16 protein-coding genes are annotated in these 18,066 nt (G+C 66.2%); 4 read left to right on the plus strand and 12 right to left on the minus strand.

Annotated elements, in window-relative coordinates; all coding sequences use genetic code 11:
- Positions 1-228: 228 nt before the first annotated feature.
- From P696_RS56605 to P696_RS53380, 6 genes are all read right to left on the minus strand, one after another.
- A complete protein-coding gene (locus tag P696_RS56605) occupies positions 229-1,983 on the minus strand; it encodes a relaxase/mobilization nuclease domain-containing protein (protein WP_157430162.1) in 1,755 nt (584 codons plus the stop codon).
- A gap of 52 nt (positions 1,984-2,035) precedes the next feature.
- Entirely contained in the window at positions 2,036-2,461 is a 426-nt protein-coding gene (locus P696_RS0137755; RefSeq protein ID WP_425394175.1) for a plasmid mobilization protein, read from the minus strand.
- A 167-nt stretch (positions 2,462-2,628) separates the two neighbouring features.
- On the minus strand, positions 2,629-3,174 hold the full coding sequence (locus P696_RS0137760; protein ID WP_157430163.1) for a hypothetical protein: 546 nt from the start codon (positions 3,172-3,174) through the stop codon (positions 2,629-2,631).
- A gap of 178 nt (positions 3,175-3,352) precedes the next feature.
- Positions 3,353-4,588 carry an MFS transporter gene (locus tag P696_RS0137765; RefSeq protein WP_026416379.1) on the minus strand — a complete coding sequence of 412 codons (1,236 nt, stop codon included), beginning with the start codon at positions 4,586-4,588 and terminating at the stop codon, positions 3,353-3,355.
- Positions 4,585-6,387: a S9 family peptidase gene (locus tag P696_RS0137770; RefSeq protein WP_157430164.1), complete on the minus strand. Its 1,803-nt coding sequence runs from the start codon at positions 6,385-6,387 to the stop codon at positions 4,585-4,587. Before P696_RS0137770 ends, P696_RS0137765 begins: the two co-directional genes overlap by 4 nt.
- 41 nt (positions 6,388-6,428) lie before the next feature.
- Positions 6,429-7,181: a helix-turn-helix transcriptional regulator gene (locus tag P696_RS53380; RefSeq protein ID WP_170026700.1), complete on the minus strand. Its 753-nt coding sequence runs from the start codon at positions 7,179-7,181 to the stop codon at positions 6,429-6,431.
- A 755-nt stretch (positions 7,182-7,936) separates the two neighbouring features.
- Between P696_RS53380 and P696_RS0137780 the strand changes: the two genes are divergently transcribed.
- Positions 7,937-8,344, plus strand: a complete 408-nt coding sequence (locus P696_RS0137780) for a hypothetical protein (RefSeq protein WP_026416381.1) — start codon at positions 7,937-7,939, stop codon at positions 8,342-8,344.
- Between the two features lie 557 nt (positions 8,345-8,901).
- On the opposite strand, the gene P696_RS56610 is transcribed toward P696_RS0137780, so the two are convergent.
- A complete protein-coding gene (locus tag P696_RS56610; RefSeq protein ID WP_157430166.1) occupies positions 8,902-9,135 on the minus strand; it encodes a Mur ligase domain-containing protein in 234 nt (77 codons plus the stop codon).
- A gap of 106 nt (positions 9,136-9,241) precedes the next feature.
- Between P696_RS56610 and P696_RS0137790 the strand changes: the two genes are divergently transcribed.
- The 3 genes from P696_RS0137790 to P696_RS59470 all read left to right on the plus strand — a co-directional run bounded on the left by P696_RS0137790 (position 9,242) and on the right by P696_RS59470 (position 13,156).
- Positions 9,242-10,555, plus strand: a complete 1,314-nt coding sequence (locus P696_RS0137790; RefSeq protein ID WP_084338815.1) for a helix-turn-helix domain-containing protein — start codon at positions 9,242-9,244, stop codon at positions 10,553-10,555.
- Positions 10,552-12,345 (plus strand): S9 family peptidase, encoded by a 1,794-nt coding sequence (locus tag P696_RS50810; RefSeq protein ID WP_051468763.1) that lies wholly within the window; start codon positions 10,552-10,554, stop codon positions 12,343-12,345. The genes P696_RS0137790 and P696_RS50810 overlap by 4 nt, the downstream gene beginning before the upstream one ends.
- 436 nt (positions 12,346-12,781) lie before the next feature.
- The gene (locus tag P696_RS59470) at positions 12,782-13,156 is read left to right on the plus strand and encodes a protein kinase domain-containing protein (protein WP_084338817.1); all 375 of its coding nucleotides are present in this window, start codon (positions 12,782-12,784) and stop codon (positions 13,154-13,156) included.
- Between the two features lie 22 nt (positions 13,157-13,178).
- Here P696_RS59470 and P696_RS56615 read toward each other — a convergent pair whose 3' ends face one another.
- The 5 genes from P696_RS56615 to cas7e all read right to left on the minus strand — a co-directional run bounded on the left by P696_RS56615 (position 13,179) and on the right by cas7e (position 18,062).
- Positions 13,179-13,685, minus strand: a complete 507-nt coding sequence (locus P696_RS56615) for a hypothetical protein (protein ID WP_157430167.1) — start codon at positions 13,683-13,685, stop codon at positions 13,179-13,181.
- Positions 13,686-13,708: 23 nt separating this feature from the next.
- Complete coding sequence (locus P696_RS56620) at positions 13,709-14,950, minus strand: hypothetical protein (protein WP_157430168.1); 1,242 nt, start codon at positions 14,948-14,950, stop codon at positions 13,709-13,711.
- A gap of 505 nt (positions 14,951-15,455) precedes the next feature.
- Positions 15,456-16,166 (minus strand): type I-E CRISPR-associated protein Cas6/Cse3/CasE, encoded by a 711-nt coding sequence (cas6e, locus tag P696_RS0137810; RefSeq protein WP_026416386.1) that lies wholly within the window; start codon positions 16,164-16,166, stop codon positions 15,456-15,458.
- Positions 16,167-16,173: 7 nt separating this feature from the next.
- The gene (gene cas5e / locus P696_RS55300) at positions 16,174-16,920 is read right to left on the minus strand and encodes a type I-E CRISPR-associated protein Cas5/CasD (protein WP_211245956.1); all 747 of its coding nucleotides are present in this window, start codon (positions 16,918-16,920) and stop codon (positions 16,174-16,176) included.
- Positions 16,917-18,062: a type I-E CRISPR-associated protein Cas7/Cse4/CasC gene (gene cas7e, locus P696_RS0137820; RefSeq protein WP_026416388.1), complete on the minus strand. Its 1,146-nt coding sequence runs from the start codon at positions 18,060-18,062 to the stop codon at positions 16,917-16,919. Before cas7e ends, cas5e begins: the two co-directional genes overlap by 4 nt.
- Positions 18,063-18,066 lie beyond the last annotated feature (4 nt).

Genomic DNA, 18,066 nt, shown 5'->3' on the forward strand with positions numbered 1-18,066 from the left:
TCTATCGTCGTGCTCGACTCCCCGTATCGAGGGTTCGTCCGGGCCGCGCGCGCCGGATGAGCCGGGCGCGGGGGTTGCCTGGCCGCCCCTCCAGGATCGGCCGGGGAAGGGAGTCCGCTCGATGAGAGCACTCCGACAGCGGGACGAGTCGTCTGGCCGCTACTGGCGGATGCGGGCGCGGCTGGAAGTGGTGAAGGCGTCAAGTCCAAACTCGAATCGCTGCGCTGCTTACCTCACTCGCCTGCTGAGCTGGGAATGCCTTGTACCGGGTACACCTCCTGGCGAAGGCTGAGGAACGCCGAGAACCGGCGGGGCCCAGGGGTGCGGAACGTCTGCCATCGCGACGGCTACGGGGCTCTGCTGTCGAGACTGGTCTGCTGTGAACCAGGGCGTGCCATCGTGGATGACCTCAGAGAGGCTTCTGCGTGCGGCCTTTGCACCATCACTTTGGGCTTCGCGGCGGTGGAGATGGTGCAGGTCGGCGATGGTGTCGATGAGGGTCAGCATGGCTGCCGCGAGCACGGTGAGGATTTGGATGCCTGGGCTGCCGCTGGTTCGGGCAATGGCCATGATGCGTGCGGCGCTGCGGAGTCGGTTTCCGCTGGGTGTGGGGTGTGGGATGCGTCCATGTGGTGCGCGGGCTGCGCGGTCGTAGGCGTCCGCTGCCCGTGCCAGGTGGTGGTTGCCGGTGGCCTGGGCTGCGGAGTGGAGGAGGTCGGCGGTTGCCCAGCAGGCGTCGCGTGCCGCGTGGGGGTTGGTCACGGTGTGGCGGCGGATCTCGGCGGTGGCGAACGCGGCTGCTCGGGCGGCGTCGTTGTAGATCGCGCGGCGTTCGTCGGCTGATAGTTCGACACCCGGAGTTGGGGATGGGATGCCGCTCCAGGCTCGGCACAGGTTCGTCCAGGATAGGGCGGCGGCGAGCTTGCCTCCTGAGTACCAGGCGGGCTGGCCTTGGGCGTCGTGGTGGTCTGGGAGGGTGACGGCGTACCCGGTGATCGAATTGGGGTCTTGGATGCTGCGTCTGGTTTTGACGATGATTCCTGCGGCGTCCAGGTGGGCGAGGAAGTCGGCGGCGGTCCGGGAGCTGTCCGCGGCTTGGCGGACGGTGGTCCGGAGGTAGGCGCGGACGGTCCGTTCGTCCAGGCCCCGTCCGGACACTGGCGGGCTGTTGGCGGACCAGCGGGTTCGGAGCTTGGGCAGGGTCAGGTCGGCGGCGAGTTTGCCGCCGCCGTACCAGACCGCTGGTCCGGAGGCGGTCCGGTAGGCCGGGAGCGCGACCGCGTATCCGGTTACCTGGTTCGGATTCCGCTGGCTGTACCGGTGGCGGACCAGCACTCCGGCCTCGTGCAGGAGTTCGTAGAACTCGCTTTCCGTCCGTGCGGCTGCTGCCGCTTCTTGGACGTGACGACGCAGCGTGGTTCGAGGGTCTTCTGTCCTGCCGCTGCGGCGTGCTTTCTCGTGCTCGGCTCGGGTGGCGCGCCGGGCGGCGGTCCGGTCGGCCGGGGCGGTCCGCCGCAGGCCGTACTCGTCCTCCGCGGCGCGGCAGGCTTCGCGGACCAGGTGTCCGTCGTTCCAGACGTCTGGCCGGATGCCGTCGGTGCGGGCCAGGGTGGCGACTACGTGGATGTGGTCGTCGGCGTGCCGGACGGCGATCCAGCGGACGGCGTCCGGATCGCCGTCCGGCGCGAGACCGACCCGGTCCATGATCTGGTCCGTGATCCGGGCCCACTGCGCATCGGTCAGGATCGGGTCTTCCGGCGCTGCCCGGAGCGAGAGGTGCCAGACGGGCTTGCGGTAGCTTCGCTCCCCCAGTTGCTTCACCGGCTGGGTAAGCAGCGCGTCCAGTTGGCGAAGGTCCCGACCGCCATTGGGGTGCCACGATGGTTCGAGTTCTCCTGGAGCGTCGAACCCTGCGACGACATGCGCGTCCCGGTGCTCGCCGTCCGTTCCGGGACCGAACAGGTAGCGCAGGAGCCCTTCCACCCGGGTTCCCCGCCGGACCTTCCCGATCACACTTGAGGCTCTCGTCGCGCCGTCACGGGAGCCGCTGGCAGACCTCGTCGGCGGTTCGATCGAGCTTGTCCACCGTCCGCGCGCATGCCTGGGCATAAGCGCCGAGCTGGTTGGTCAGCTCCCCCGAATGCAGAGCCGCCACGGACTGGTTGAGGTTCACGCCGAGCCTGCGAACCTGACTGCGGGCCTGCATCAGCTCCTTCAGCAGCTCACGCAGGAGAGAGTGATCCGCTCGGGGAACGTCGGCGGCCTGGGCGAGAGCAGCCTGGGCCACGTACGCGCCCAAGGCCAGGTGCTCGCGTTTCGCTGCGGTGTCCAACAGCGCGTGTTCCTCGTCGGACAGGTAGGCGAGAACCGCCTTGGAACGACGAGGGCTCTGATGTGCCCGGGTGTTCCGTCCTGTCGCGTCCCGCTTCTTCCGGCCCGGCGGACAGGGTCCTTCAGCCACTCACACCTCCAGCCAGATCGCGCCCGATCTGGCCCTCCTTGTTGGACCGCGCTCGGTCCAACTCGCGAAGACGTAATGTTTTCCATTTCTTGCTCCGCGCGGAGCAAGGCTCGTGGGGACAGCAACGCTCCAGCGCGGACGCCGATGCTCAACGCAGGTTCCACCCGCTACGGCCCTCGGCGGGGAGCCCGCCGGGGGATGGTCGGACGAGTCGGCGGAAGCGAGTGTGCTGGTGATGGTGGACCGTCAGCGTCGGCCGGGAGGTCGGCACTCGCCACCGCTGCCGGGTTGGACTGGCCGACCAGCGGGATTCTCGGGGAGAGGGGACTTGGTGGGGTGCCGGTCTCGGGGACGAACAGGACAGCGATTTCGCGCTGCGCGCCCTCCAGCACGTTGCTGAGTTCCTGGGCGTACTCGGCCGCCTGACGCATCTCGTCCTGTGCGCGACTCACCGCCAGGTCCGGCCCGTCCTCGCTGGTACTGGCCAGCCGTCCGGCCGAGAGCTGTTGCTCCAGGAACTCGCCCATCTGCTCAAGCAGTTGGTCCAGTCCGTAGGCGGCCTCGTTCAGGCTGCCCAGGACGGCGTAGACGGTCTGCGGTGCCGTCAGTCCAGGTGGGCCTGACGCCGCATAGTTCAGATCTCGAACCCGCTCGCGGAGTTCGCAGGCAAGCTCAAGAGTGTGGTCATCGTTCGGAATACCAGGCTCGGTCACGAAGGAGCTCCACAATCAGGCTGAATCCGATCATCTGAGCCATTCCTTCCTCTGAGACTGATTACGGATAGCACGTCATTGGATGCAGTGACGTGCTCTGCGCTCCATACTCCTCTACTTGTGACACAGGGTCAACGCTCGCACTCATCGAGTAGTCGACAACCTCGTCCTTGAGGATCTACGAGGCCGTGAGCGCCTCGTCCCGTTCCTCCTCTTTGCGGCTCTTCACGCGCACTCCCAGCAAGAGAACGAGCAATGCGGCGGCGGTCGAGATCAGGACGATTGCGGTGACCAGGAGGGCGGCATATTCGGGGCCGTTGGCTTGAGTGAGTGGGCCGACCAGCAGGAGCGCGATGGGCGCGAGGGCGTAGGCGGGGAGGATGCTCCAGGCGTTCACGCGGGCGAGCGTCTCGAGGGGCAGGGTCTTCTGGAGCTGGGTAAGCCACAGCACCAGGCAGACCGCTTTGGCGACACCGGACACGAGCATTGTCACCGCGATGGCCTCCGAGGACGCCGCGACGCCGACGGCCAGGACCGGCGCTCCCGCAAAGGTCAGCAGGACGACCGTGAGGAGGATCGATTGGCGCGGCTTCCACCAAACGGCCAGAACCGCCCCGGCGAGAGCGCCGAAGGCTTCGCACGCGCCGACGATTCCCCAGGTCGTGGCGGTGCGACCGTGGTCGGTCATGAACAGCGGTCCGATGATCTCGGTGAGCGTCGCAGTGGCCATGACGGCGGTGGTGAACTGCAGCGCGATCGCCCACATCCAGGGATGGCCGGCGAAGTGTCTCCAGCCGGCCGCAAGCTCGGAGATCAGTCCCGGCGTCTTCGTCCTGCGGCGTGGGATGTCGAGGCGGAGGAGCAGTGCGGCGCTGACGAGGCACATCGCGGCCTTGAGAACGGAGGCAGACGACGCGCCGAACGAGCTCACCGCCACTCCCCCCGCAGCAAGACCGATCAGTGCGCCGGTCGCCTCGGCCTGCCACACGAGCGCGTTTCCAGCATGGCGCTGTTCGCCGGGAAGGAGATCGGCAACGATGCCTCGGACGGTGGGCAGGAAGATGAAATAGGCCGTTCCTGACAACAGCGCGAGGACGCACAAGAGAGCCGTCGGGGTGTGACTGTTGAGCAGGCAGGCGCCGATGGCCAGCCAGGTGAGGCTCGCGGTGAGGTCGGCTCCGGCCAGGACGTGGTGGCGTTTGAAACGGTCTCCCAGGACGCCGCCGGCCAGGATCAGCAGTGCCGGTATGGCCTTGCATGCCGCCACCAGGGAGATCGCGTCGGCGCTGTACCCGTTGGTCTTCAACCCCCAGACGAGGGCCACCTGGCCGAATCCCACCCCTGCCGAGGAGAGAAGTCGTGCCACCAGCAGTGGGGTGACCGCCCGGTTGGTGAGCAGGCGGAAGTCGGTCACCGGCCGACCCCGCAGAGGTGCTCGATCAGGAACACGGCGGTTTCGGAGTAGGCGCGCAGCTCGTTGGCCTGTGTGGTGAAGCCGTGCCCCTCGTCCGGGAAAACCTCGTAGCGAACGTGGACACCGCGGTCGCGGAGGCTCTTGACGAGACTGTCGGACTCGGCACGCGGGACCCGCGGATCGCGGGCGCCCTGCAGGACCATCAGCGGGGCGTCGATGGCGTCCGCGTACGTGATCGGGGAGTTCGCGAGCAGGCGCTCGGCATCCTTCTCCGGGTTGCCCAGAAGGGTATCGACCACCTTCCGCCAGGTGGGCGGCGCCTCGGAGGCGAGGGTGACCAGGTTGGACGGACCACAGATCGAGACACCCGCCGCCCAGCGGTGCGGCAACCGGGCCAGGCAGGACAGCGCGGCGAACCCACCGTAGGAGCCACCGAAGACCGCGACCCGGTCGATGTCGAGCTCAGGTCGGGTGCGCAGGTACCGGACCGCGTGGTCGAGATCTTCCAGGTCGATACCGCCCCAATCGCGGTAGATGAGCTTCTGGTGAGCAATCCCGTAACCGGCCGATCCGGCGATGTTGGGCGCGAACACCGCGATCCCATGATGAAGCAGATGCTGGTAGAGCGCCGCGTAGCGCGGACGCTCCTGCCCTTCCGGACCACCGTGGATCGACAACAGCACCGGGTGCGGACCCGGCGTCGTCGGCCTGTAGACGAAGGCGTGCACCTCCCGTCCGCCAGAGGTCGGGAAGTTGATCGACTCGGGTTCGACAGCCGCGACCGAGCGAAGCGCCGGCGGCCTGCCGTCGGTGAGCCGGCGCGAAGAGCTCTCGTTGAGGTCGACCAGCAGGATCTCCTCCGGACGCGTCGGCGAGTCCAGCAGCATCGCCGCCTTCCGGCCGCCCGGCGACAGGCTCAGGGTCGAGATCACCCCGCCGGGCACCTCCGGAACCCCGACCGCCCCCTGGCCGCGCCGGACGTGCAGGACCGACCGACCAGCCTCGTTGACAGTCCAGGCGAGCGCCTCGGCGCCAGCGTCGAGCTCCTCCACGTCCCATTCGTGCTGCGCGACAGGAGTCAGGGTGCGGTCGTCCAACCGGTAGAAGGCCGCCGCGGTGAATCCCCACAGATCGGTCAGCAGGTAGAAGCCGGACGAGTCCGGCGCCCAGCACTGCGGCAGGAAGAACCCTGTTCCGTACGCCTCGGTCACGCACTGCGGCTCGGCGTCCGAACGGGTGAGGTCGAGCAGGTACGAACTGACCTCGGTGTTGGAGCGGAAGCCGAACACCAGCAGCCAGCGGGCGTCCGGAGAGAACGCCACGGGCATGAACGCCACACCCTCCTCCGGCTCGAACCGCTGCACAACACCGGTGACCAGGTCCCGGATCAGCAGATCTTGAACGGTCGCCTCACGATCGTTGGCCGCGTACAGCAGACGGCGGCCGTCCGAGTCGAAGGGACGGTGCGCGAGATGGCGCTGGCACTTCACACTTGACGCGATCGGAGTCGGCTCGGCGTCATCGAGACCGACCAGGAAGATGCCGTACTGCTCGTCCCCCTCGAAATCCGCGGTGAACACCACGGCGGCCCCATCCGGCGTCCAGGCGGCCTGGCGGACAATCCGCCCAGGCATCTGCGCGAGCTTGCGCGCGGGCCCACCGTTCACCGAAACCATCCACAACGCGGACGTGCCACCCGCGTTACTTGAGAACGCGATGTGATCGCCTGCCGGTGAGAAGGCCAGAGCACGCTGGAACCGCTGATGGGGGACGAAGTCCTGGTACTGGAACGAGGGCATGGCGCTCCTGACGTGGGAATGGGCACGGCCGCTTGAGCGGGCTACTTGATCCAGCCGCGGCGGACAGCGGCGACGCCGGCAGCGAAGCGTGAGGCGACTCCCAGCTCCTCGCGGAGGAGGGTGAATCGCCGCCGAACCGTGGTGGTGCTGATCTTCAGACGGCGGGCAATGGCGTCGTCATCGGCCCCCTGGGCCAGCAGTTCCAGCACCGCACGCAGGTCTTCGCTGAGCGGGTTGTCGGACTGGACCGCTCCGATCGGCGTCGCCCGCTCCCAGAGCATCTCGAAGTACTGACGCAGCGCCGTGACGATGACGGGTGAGCGGACAAGCACCGCACCCGTCATCCCGGTGGGCCCGAGTGGGAGCAGCGCCACACTCTGGTCGGCGAGTTTCATCTTCATCCCGATGCCGGGCAGCATCCGGGCTTCCTCACCGAGTTCGACGGCACCGACAATGTTCTCGGCGACGATGGGATGGTCGGCCCAGCGGCTCTCGTAGATGGTGCGACTCCGCACGCCCTTCCGCAGGGCGGGCGGGGGCTCAATGAGCACGGTGTCCTGAAGTGGACATTCGGTCAGGTAGCTCTCCAGCGTCAGCCAGTCGCTCCTTGCCGCGTTCACCAGAGCCCCGGACAGCCGTACGATCTCTTCCGGCTCGGTGACGATCTCGATCAGCCCGCGTGATGCCCCCTGGCCGCTCGCCTTTGGGGCGGGCGTGTATTCGATCAGGCGGCGATGACCGTCCAGAAGGCGTTCGTGCTCGCTGCTCAGCCGCTGGTTCAGCTCGACCAGCACAGCCTGAAGCGCCAGGTGTGGCGGCGCCGGAAACAGCGGCGGAACTTCCCCCCGTTCAGGTCCCCGGTAGGCCATCCCCCGATCGAGCAACGCAGTGACGATCTCCGCGTCCCCCAGAGTCTCAGACTCTTCTTCCGGGGGACATCCCTGTCCCTCCAGTAGCACTCGGTAAGCGCGGTACAGCTCGTCCGGGACGATGCCCTCCAGGAGACGCGCTGCCACCTCTGGCCCGTCCGCCACATCACTCCTCTGACGCTCAGCCGCAGTGAAGTCACGTAGCGTAACAGGACGGTGACGCAGGTGAGCGTTTCTTGCCACAGACAAGAACTCATCACCCCGGCTCGGCGCAGGTGAGGCACCGCCGAAAGCCTTGGCCAATAAGCACTTCAGCCGCTCGCAACACGACGCTACGACGACTTCGCAAGACCACTTCCTGTCTTGGTGACTTTGAGCGTGGCCCCTGGCCCAGCCGGTCGGCTTCCATCTAGGCAAGCACCCAGCAACGACCAGGAGACACCGTGAGTAATCAGCCTCAGGCGAGCACCAAGACCGGCCTCGCTTGCGCTTCAACCCCTTCCGGCCACTCGCCCCTCGACTCAGCAGCGGCGCACCCCAGCCGCATCCCTCCTACGAGGGGTGACCACAGACCACCGCGCAGGCAGCGACTCCTCCACAGCATCACCCGACCGCTCCACAGCGGGATCGAAGGCCCCTTCGCCAACGACTGGCTCCGCACAGCCTTCGTCGAAGCCCTCATGGAGGACGAACGCCTCCCCGATGTCGTCACCACTCGTCACGACCTGAACCTCATACTCCGCGGCAACCAACTCGCAATCACCGATGACGCGGTCGCCGGCCGGCTGTCGGTGTTCGACACCCTTGAGGACTCGATCGAACATCTCGAAGCCAAGGCCGACCACATCCGCTCAGGCCACACCGCACCGACCACCATTTGGATCACCGCCCCCGGCGAAAACACCGACGTGATCCACCAGACCATCGACTACTGGACAGGCCTCGACCTCATCGCCCTACTCCGCGGCCACTGGCCCCACGGCCCCAACCGCCGTCCCCACCTCGCCCACTGGCCGACGACCATCACCCACGCCTTCAGCCCCCAGCCACCGCAGGACGCCTTCAGCGCTCTTCAGTCGCCGGGATAGTCTCCGCCGGTACTCAAGCTTCAGAGCTCTGGGTGCCGCGAACGAGCCCACCCACCCGGCTGGGCACCTGACATGCACTGAGCACTCCGTCAGACTGAGGCCAAACCGGATCGGAGCCACCGAGTAGGAGCATGACCCATGCGCCGACAGGCTTGGAGCTCCCAGCGCCGCACCCTAAACACCGACAGCTTTTCCATCTGCGCTTGTGAAGCAGCAGGTCGGAAGTGTGGTCCCCACGCACGTGGGGGTGGCCCCGCAGGACGCAACCCGTCAGGGAGCGCAGCCATGTGGTCCCCACGCACGTGGGGGTGGTCCGGCCTACCAGGTTCGCAAGCTCCACCAGTGGTAGTGGTCCCACGACCGTGGGGGTGGTTTGAACAGGTCGGGGAGGTGTGGAAGCGCCCCCGCCTCATGGCAGCCTCACCAACCTGGAGTTCTCCAGGGAGTTGGCTACGCAACGTAAGACTCTTCCCGCTATCGGCAAGGGGGCGCAGCGGAGGTTGGTGGGCACATGGTGGGCACGGAATGTGGGTGATCATGGAACCTTCCGGCACACTCTATGGACCTCTGACCTGCAAAAATAAGAATCGGGCGGATGTCGAATCACTACAAAGCACGCGGCTGAAGGCTCTGCGCTTGCGGTCCCAGCCGGTGAACGTGCGCCCGGCCCCGATGTACAGCGCCGCCAGCGCCGACATCCCGATGCCATCGCACCCGATCAGGTGCGGACGACTCACGTCCACACCCGGCACCCACGTGGGAGCGGGTGCGCCATGACGTGTCTCGGTCATCGCATCTCCTTATCTGGAGGTTGCGGTCCCCTGTGGGGTTGTAGTGACAGCACACGCCCGGGTTCGATTTGCTCGCAACGACGAGAAAACCGGAGAGAGTGAGCCGATGTCCCGCACCTCAGACGGCTCTGGGAGACGGAAGGCGGGGCGTCCTGCCAAACAGGTGAACGCGTCCGCCTCCGTGCGTCTCCAGTTGGCCGCCGATTTGCGAAGACTGCGGGTGGAGCAGGGATTGACCCTGGTCGAGCTCGGTCGGCTCGTCGACTACTCCAGTCAGCACCTCAGCGCAGTGGAACGCGGCGAAGTCGCCCCTGCGGAGCCGCTGGTGGCTCGGTGTGACCAAGCGCTGAACGCAGCGGGCCAACTCATCGCACGATTCCCGGCTGTGGTCCGTGAGAAGGCCGCAGACCGGCACGAGCGTGAAACAGCGCGCCATCAAAGAGCAAGGAGCGCGGCTGGCTCCACACCACTCGACCTGGACTGGGCGCGGTTGGCAGCCGTCGGCGGAGCGTCCGCGACCGTGTCACCGGAGATCGTCGCTGATCTGGAGCTGATCACCGATCGGCAGCGGGTCCTGTACCACCAGTTGTCTTCCACTCAACTGCTCGTCCCGGTCGAAACCCAGCTGGGGCTGCTGCTCTCCCTGCTGAAAGGCTGCCAGCCGCAGTCGCTCCGCCGTCGAATCGCTGCAGCCGCCAGCAAGGCCGCCGGATTCGCCGCGTGGATCTGGTACGACCTCGGCGACGACTACAAATCGAACCTCTACTACCAGCGGGCCGAGAGCCTGATCGCCGAGTCACAGGACACCGCGCTCGGCTCCTACATCAGCGCCTATCGTGCGTTGGCCTGTGAGGGCATGGGGCTGCTTCCCGAGGCGCATCGGCATGCCGAAACCGCGCTGGCCACGGCCCCCAAGAGCATCAGCCGCCAAACACGAGCCTGGTTAAGCGCGGTGAATGCCGCGGCCTTCGCCTTGGTGCCAGCTCGCCGCACGGACGCTCGACGGCTCCTCGCCGACGCCCAAGACCTCCTTGATGCCGCCGCACACCGTGAAGAGTGGATGTATGACTTCGACCGCGCTGCGTTGGCGGGCTATTCCGGAACGGCCTTCCTGCGGATGGACGACCCTGGCTCGGTCGCAGCCGCCTTCTCCGAGGGGATCTCCGCACTTCCCCACTCCTGCGAGCGGCGTGGCGCCCAGCTCAAGGTCGGCTTGGCCGAAGCACACCTTCGAACGGGCAAGATCGATGTAGCGGTGGCGGCGGCCACCGACGCGTTGGAGGTGTTCGCGATGCGCGGGTCAGTCTCGGGAATCCGGCGGGTGCGCCGGTTCCGCGACGTCTTGGGGAGCCTGGGTGAGCAGAGCCGGGCTCACGAGTTGGACGAGCTGGTGCGTGCACGGCTGCGAGCCGTGCAATGAGCGATGTCCCGGCGGAGCTGGTCGCCCGGTCGACCGTGGCCTACGACGCGGTTCAGGCCGTCGACGATGCGATCTTCTGGATTGAAGGACGGCCGGACGGACGAGACGTCCTGGTGCGCTGGACACCTGAAGACGGCCCCCTGGACGTCCCCACGGGAGGTCACAGCGTCGCATCGCGGGTCCACGAGTACGGAGGCGGCGCGTACTGGGCCACCCGCCAGGGCGTCTGGTTCTCGTCCGCCGACGACCAGCGCATCTACTGGGCGTCGAACAACACCACGCCGATCCCAATCACACCGCCCTCCGGCGATCACCGCTACGCCGACATGCGCCCAAGCGTCGACGGGCACGGGCTGTGGGCCGTCCGCGAACGCCACGACGGTAACCACGTCAGCAACGACCTGGTCCTGATCGACCGTGACGGCTCAGTGCGTTCAATGGCGTACGGAGCCGACTTCTACTCCGCGCCCCGGCCGAGCCCAGACGGCCGCTGGCTCGCCTGGACCAGCTGGAACGCACCCCTCATGCCCTGGGACGGCACCCAACTCTGGGTCGCCGAAATCCGCGACAAGCATCTGGGAACGCCGCTCCTCGTCGCAGGCGGCCCAGAGGAATCGGTGTTCCAGCCCGAGTGGAGTCCCGCCGGAGTGCTCCACTTCGTCTCCGACCGTTCCGGCTGGTGGAACCTCTACACCTGGCAGCAAGGGCACGTGCAAGCCCTCCTCCAGGACGAGCGCGAGTTCGGCATCGCCCAATGGGAACTCGGCTACTCGACCTACGCCTTCCTCACCGACGGACGCATCGTCGCCGCCATCCAACAGGGCAGCCAACACACTCTGGAAGTCCTCACCGACGGCAAACCCACCCCGCTGGACCAGCCCTACACCTCAATCAAGCCCTACCTGTCGGCGTCCGGCACGCAGATCGCCTTCATCGGCTCGAGCCCAACCCGCGCACCCGAAGTCGCCCTCCTAGACACGAACGACTCAGCCCTCCAACGCATCAACACGCCACCCTCCGAAGCAACCGACGTGGTACTCCCCCACCCCTTCGCCTTCCCCACCCGCGACGGCGGAACGGCACACGGCCTCTACCACCCACCGCGCAACGGCCACCGCACACCGCCACTCATCGTCAAAGCCCACCCCGGCCCCACCGCGAACGTCCCGCTACGCCTCGACTGGCACACCCAGTTCCTCACCAGCCGCGGCTACGCCGTCGCCGAAATCGACTACCGCGGCAGCACCGGCTACGGACGCCCCTACCGGCAAGCGCTCAAAGGGAACTGGGGCATCACCGACGCCCACGACTGCGCCGACGCCGCCCTCCACCTCTCCGAAAGCGGCCTAGCCGATCCCCAGAGACTCGCGATCTGGGGCGCAAGCGCCGGCGGCTACACCGCGATCCGCGCCCTCGCCCTCACCAACGTCTTCGCCGCCGCCATCGCCCGCTGCCCAGTCGTAGACCCCACCACCTGGCGCAACGTAGCCCCCAAATTCCACGCCCACCACACCGACGGCCTCATCGGCCCCTGGCCCGAGACAGTGCACCTCTACCAAGAGCGCTCCCTCCTCACCCAACCAGAACAGATCACACGCCCCGTCCTGATTCTGCACGGCGAAAATGACCCCATCACCCCGGTGAACCAATCCAGAACACTCACCCAAAACCTGGGCCAACTCGGAGAACTCATCACCTTCCCCAAAGAAGGCCACACCCTGCGATCGCCCGAGGCCGTCCAGACAGCGCTGCAGTCCGAACTAGCTTTCCTGAGGACGCACATTCCCTGAAACCTGGTGCCACCACAGGCACCAGCCTGGCGAGCACACGCGCCAGGCGATTCTTCCTACAAGAAATGTCAGACCCTATCTGATGCCTGTTCAATCGACGGTGGACTGGACGACTTGGAAGAGACGCCAAACGACCACGAAGCCGTACTTTCGATGGCCCTACATGGAACCTTTTCCAGCAGCCTCTTCGAGGCTGCTGATCACAGCATGATCGCTGGCGGCGTGGCTGGCTGTGGACGTGAAGAAACCCCTGGCAGAAGAGGTGGTCTCTGACCTCCGCGGTCTACGACTTCGGCGAACACCTCTACACCGATCGCCACGGCCGGGTTCGACTCGTCCGTTTCCTGATCCTGGAATTCCTGAACGCCACAACCTGGGCCTGCTACTGAACCAGTCCCCTGCGGGCCTGCCGTTCGACAGGGTTCTGGACTGAGGCATCCAAACGTGCGCCGGACTCGCGGCGGCACACCGCGCAGGCATCGTGCACCGCGCCATCAAACCCGCCAACCTGATGTTCCTCACCGACGGCACCATCAAGATCTGCGACTTCGGAATCGCCAACCTCCCCGACGTCGCCCTCGGCCTGACCAGCCACGGCATCCCCATGGGCACACCCGGCTACATGCCTCCTGAACAGGGGCACGGCAGGCCGGTCGGCCATCGGGCCGACTTGTACGCGCTCGGAGTGACCCTCCACCGCCACTCACAAGCCCAGACCAAAACGGGGCCTCGTCCGGCGTCTACCGGACCGGAATTAAGGTCCCCCCAACAACAACCCGCCGCTATCCCCGCCGACCGAACAGCTGGATAGAACGATATCCCTTCCGCTCCGGTCAATTCCAATCACCAGAGCGGATCAGGATGAGGGCAGCAGCGACAGTTAGCAGAATGACTGCGGCGAGTTCGCCGAGGAGTGCACCGAGGAGCAGCCGGCCAGCGATCCGGTTACCCGCTCGAAGACTCGTAAGGAGATCAAGCCTTGCCTCATAAGCACTCACATGCGCGTTTCGGTCGCGACGTTCCCAGGCTTCGCGAAGCCATTGGACATCCACGACACCGTGGCGGCGGGGGGCATTTACGGCGAGCGCTGTGAACGCGGCGGCGATAAAGCAGGCGAGCGCTGCGATGACGAACGCTACCGCCAGCCCTGGCAAGCGGCTATTCGGAGCCCGGCTCGCCAGGGATGTTGCACCCAGCGACAGTGCCACCAGTACTCCGCTGCTGGTCACCACTGCGAGACCGCGTTGCGCCAGAGATTCCTTGAGCTTGCGTTCCTCGCCGAGTTGATCGTCGACCAGTTCTGCGAACGCCTGCCCTGAATTGTCTTCCGATAGCGCCACGCCAAGCCTTCGCTCGAGGGATCTTAAGTAAGGACTCGCCGCACGGGTTGTGAATAACTACCCCGCCGTTGCAGGTGGGTGAAAGTCCATAGCGGCAGTGTCCGCGGTTCCCGAAGCGGAGACTCCTCTACCGGACCCAAGAGCTCTTGACCTACACTGATCGCTGCCGCTGACAAATTGACCGACCGCTTGATGGCTGCGATTTCATCAGGCAACTGATGCTGTCGGGTTCTCAACTTGGAGACTTCCTCAGCTACTCGGTCAAGCCCGGGAGGCTTGCTGACATTCAAGAACTCGATTCCAGGATGCCCGCGCTCGAGCTTAACGACGACTCGGCGGATACGCTTGGGCAAGCCGCTGCGAATGTTCATCTTGATGGCCTCGGGACCGGGAGGCAGCAGATCGATCACCCGGAGCAGGTTCTCGGCGAGTTCTCTGTCGGAGCCTCCGGTGTCTCTGATCTCGCTGAGCCTGCGGCGGCAATCCCCAACAAGACTCGCATCAAGGTACTCGACCTCACCAAGGTGACGATCGAGTGCATCGACTTGCCTGGGCCACTCTAGAGGCACCCGGCGACGCGCGACCTCCCAATCCCACAGGGCCTGGGCCAACTGCGGCAAGTGGTCATCCACCTCAGCCTGCTCACGTGCGAGTTCCTCGAGCCTGCGCGGAGCAGGCCCCATGTTCTCAACCAGCTTCTTGAACAGGCTGTAGACCGATACACGCTCGTCGACCGCGAGTAGCACCCCACGGCGCTCCCACATGCTGAGCACCAAGACACTGGGCAGCAGCGACTCTTCGATGCCAAAATACGAAGCGGTTCTGGTGGTTGCCTGGGTCCAGGCGGCGTGATGCTCCTCCGCAGACAGCGAGATACGGGCTGCCCTCTCACCAAGGCCGCGGAATCCGCGCTCGCCTTCCAGTGACCACCAATACCGAGTCGGGAACGACGACCAAGTTCCCACCTGAGGACAGTTCAGCGTCAAACCCTCGACACCCACGGCGATTGACCCCTCCGGATGAGGAACACCGCCTCCGCGGACAGGTCTCGGTCCGTCCTGCGGGTAGGGAACCGGACACACCACCGCAAGCATCGGGCCCGTGACGTCATGGACGCTCGCCCAATCGCGGGTGACCTCCTCCTGCTGAGACCGCGCATCGGCAGTCCGGGCAAGCAAGAGCACCACGCCCGCATAGCCACAATCTTCGGAAGCCGACAGCACGTGCCTAAGGAAGATATCGACTGGCAACGGGGTGATGAACACGGCAGGCCCTCCGTCGGCATGGTGAGCCCATTGTCCCACCCAAGCCAGGCCGCTCCCCGAACTCCGCCGCGCACGGTTCCCGGACCAGCGAAGCCCCTAGAAACTAGACCATCCCCGCGTGCGCGGGAGCAGTCGCGACAGCTCGATGGCCAGGTCGGAGAGCGGGGACCATCCCCGCGTGCGCGGGGAGCAGACCGTCCTCCCCGCACACCCCAGCAGTGGTCGGTGGGACCATCCCTGCGTGCGCGGGGAGCACCAGCGCGGCCTGGCCCTGCTGGGCACTATCTCGGGACCATCCCCGCGGGCGCGGGGAGCACCCCGTCTCGTCCGTGAGGTAGGCGAAGAGGGTGGGACCATCCCTGCGGGCGCGGTCATGATCAGCAGCTTGCGCAGCCGGCCGATCTGCTTGCGTTCGGCGCGCATCCTATCGCCGGTTTACCGAGCAGGATCGAGCACACCGCGGTCGTCCCAAGTCAGCGTGGCCAGCTTGTACGTCCCCGGCCAGCTACCGCTTGACCTCCGGTGATGGGTCCAGTGCTGGTGGGGCAAGGGTCAGGAGTCCGCAGCCGTAGGCGCGGGCGCGGCCGATGCCTTGGGTGAGCGTTGCACGGAGGGCAGCTTCGTCGGATACCTCAAGGAGCCCCTGGAACGTCACTCGGTGAAGGGTGACCTGCTTTGAGCCTGCTCCCCGGGAGAACTTGATGCGGTGCCGGTCGACGAGGCGAAGGTTGTATGCCTGTTCGGAAGGCAGGGGATGCGGGGTTGGGGAGGGCAGGATCGTGAACCCCGCCTTTGAAGACTTTTCGAGCAGCCAGGTTGTTTGCTGCTCCACCGTGACGTGGGGACGGCGGTCGCCGCGCTGGCCTCTGCGGAAGACGGCATGGGTCGGGTTGGCCGTGAGGCGGAAGGAGTACTGTTGTCCGGCTTTGAGGCGCTGCAAGAGCGGATCGTAAGACTTCGTCGCCCACGACGGGACGTCGGAGTGAGGCCACCCTGCCTGTTCGATCAGGTGGGTGAGATCTGGACGGTGAGCCGAAACGACGTACAGGGAGGTCTGGTGATTCGACTCATTGTCGACGCGCCACAAGACTCGGTCGTCGGAGGCCAGAACGGGCGGGAAAGCTGCCATGACTGCCGCATGCATGCGCTGCGGGCTGCCCAGGAGGTGGATCGCACCGGCCCGGCGCGGGTTGAGGAAAGCACGTGTCAGGTACATCGGTATCTCATCCCAGCAGGTCCATGGGGTCGTGAGGGGGTTGAGCGGAGGGCTTGGGCCGGACGGGGAGACTCACTCGGGTATGCCTGGTGCGACGGCTGCCGAAACGACGCTGGGATGGGAGAGAAAGGACCGGGAGGTCAGTCAGGACATCGTCCCCCTCGATGTCGTCGAGGATGACTTCCAGGCGAACATGGTCCTGATCGCGATGGCGTCGTCGTTCGGCATGACCTGCCTGCCACTCTGCCTGTTCCAGGGCGGTCGTGACTGACGTATGGCCAGTGACGTCCATCAGCACGGGCCTTGATGGCGGACATGATCGCCGCCCCAGGTAGAGGGGATGCCGCGGCATACGCAGCGCCTCAGCGAGTCGTTCGATGTCCGGTCCCCCGAACGCGGCCACGAAGACTGCGTCCGCCAGGTAGTGGCGACGAGTGACCTTGGTTGAATCCTTCGGCGGGAGGCTGGCCCCAGCTGCGGTCGGCAGGCGCTGCAGAGCCGGGTCGGCGCTACGGGATGCGGCGGTGACCACGTGATAGTCAACGACCAGCACCCCTGGCTGGTCGATGCGGACACCAAAGTCGAGTGAAGCAAGATCGGACAGATCAGCTCCGCGAGGGCGGCCCAGAGCAGACGCGAGCATCCCCACCACCCCCGACTTGGTGGGGCTGGTTCGGGTACCTCGAACGTTGTGGCGGCTGGTCATGCCCCAGGCTTGCAGCGGGCCGGCGAGCCGCAGGAGCAGGACGCTCACGTGGTGATCCGCTCCGCCAACGCGCCGCGGGCAGCCTCAAGGGCCGACTGGAGCGGCTGAGCGGACGCGAGCTCGATCCGCTTCTCATCGTGAACCCGCTCCCCGAGCCAGGCGGGGTAGGTCAGAGCGCTAAAGGCTGGCTTGGTGCCGTACATCTCGTCCTGCTGGCCGTGGTAGTTGATCAGTTGGACGACGGACGCGGGGACGATGCCGCCTTCGACAGCCTTCACGGGCTCCTCGAACGCGCCGACGAGATTGACCGGCTGGTCGGTCCGGACGCTGAGCATGATCAGATCTGGTCGGGTGTGGGCGGCGAAGGTGTTCTGCTTCCCCGTGGGCATGGCGGTGGCGAAGGTGCGGGCGAACGCCACGGTAAGATCCAGCGCCCTGTCGAGCTCACCGTCCAAGTTGGCGACCAGATCCTCCAAGGATACGGTGGCGAATCGGTACAAGGTCGCCGAGTTGAACTCGATGGTGCCGATCATCCCCGCGCCCGTTTCGTCCTGCCGGCGCGACTCGTCGTCGACGGCAGTGAAGTAGTCGAACTGATCGGCAACGACCTGGTGGGTCGACAACGCGTGAGCAACCTGGCAGGCGGCGTCGACGTTCAGTTCGGGCGCGTCTGCGACCATCCGCCCGAACAGCGCGACCGCGCCAGCATGTCCCTTGATGCCAAGTTCGTGCAGCTTGAGCCCAGTGATGCGCTCGCGCAACAAGTCCAGATCGTCGGCGACCCCCTCGAGGTCAGCGGCCACCAACGCATCCGCGACCTGCTCGACCTGGTCATGACCGAGGAACAGAAGGTACTCGGTGGTCGGCTTGTTCTTGGCGAGCTTGACCTTCTTGAACAGCGAGACCGTCGCGGCAGCCCCGACCGCATCCGATACCGCGCCCAGCGCGGGCCGGCGGACGGTGACGGCATCGCCGATGACGCGGGGAAGCTGCCGGGTGCGCAGGCCGCCGTCCTTGGCCAGGTCAGGGTTGATGAGGAACGCATCCCGCACGGCACGCTTCCACGCTTGGGACGACACTCGGGCGCGCAGCACTCCCCCGTAGACCGCGGTCTTCGGACTGCCGGACTCGTCGCGGTTCAGGTTGGACGGCGGCACCGACTGCAGAACGTGAACGTCGAGAAAAACCATCGGA

It is taken from the genome of Actinomadura oligospora ATCC 43269 (assembly GCF_000518265.1).
GTDB lineage: Bacteria > Actinomycetota > Actinomycetes > Streptosporangiales > Streptosporangiaceae > Spirillospora > Spirillospora oligospora.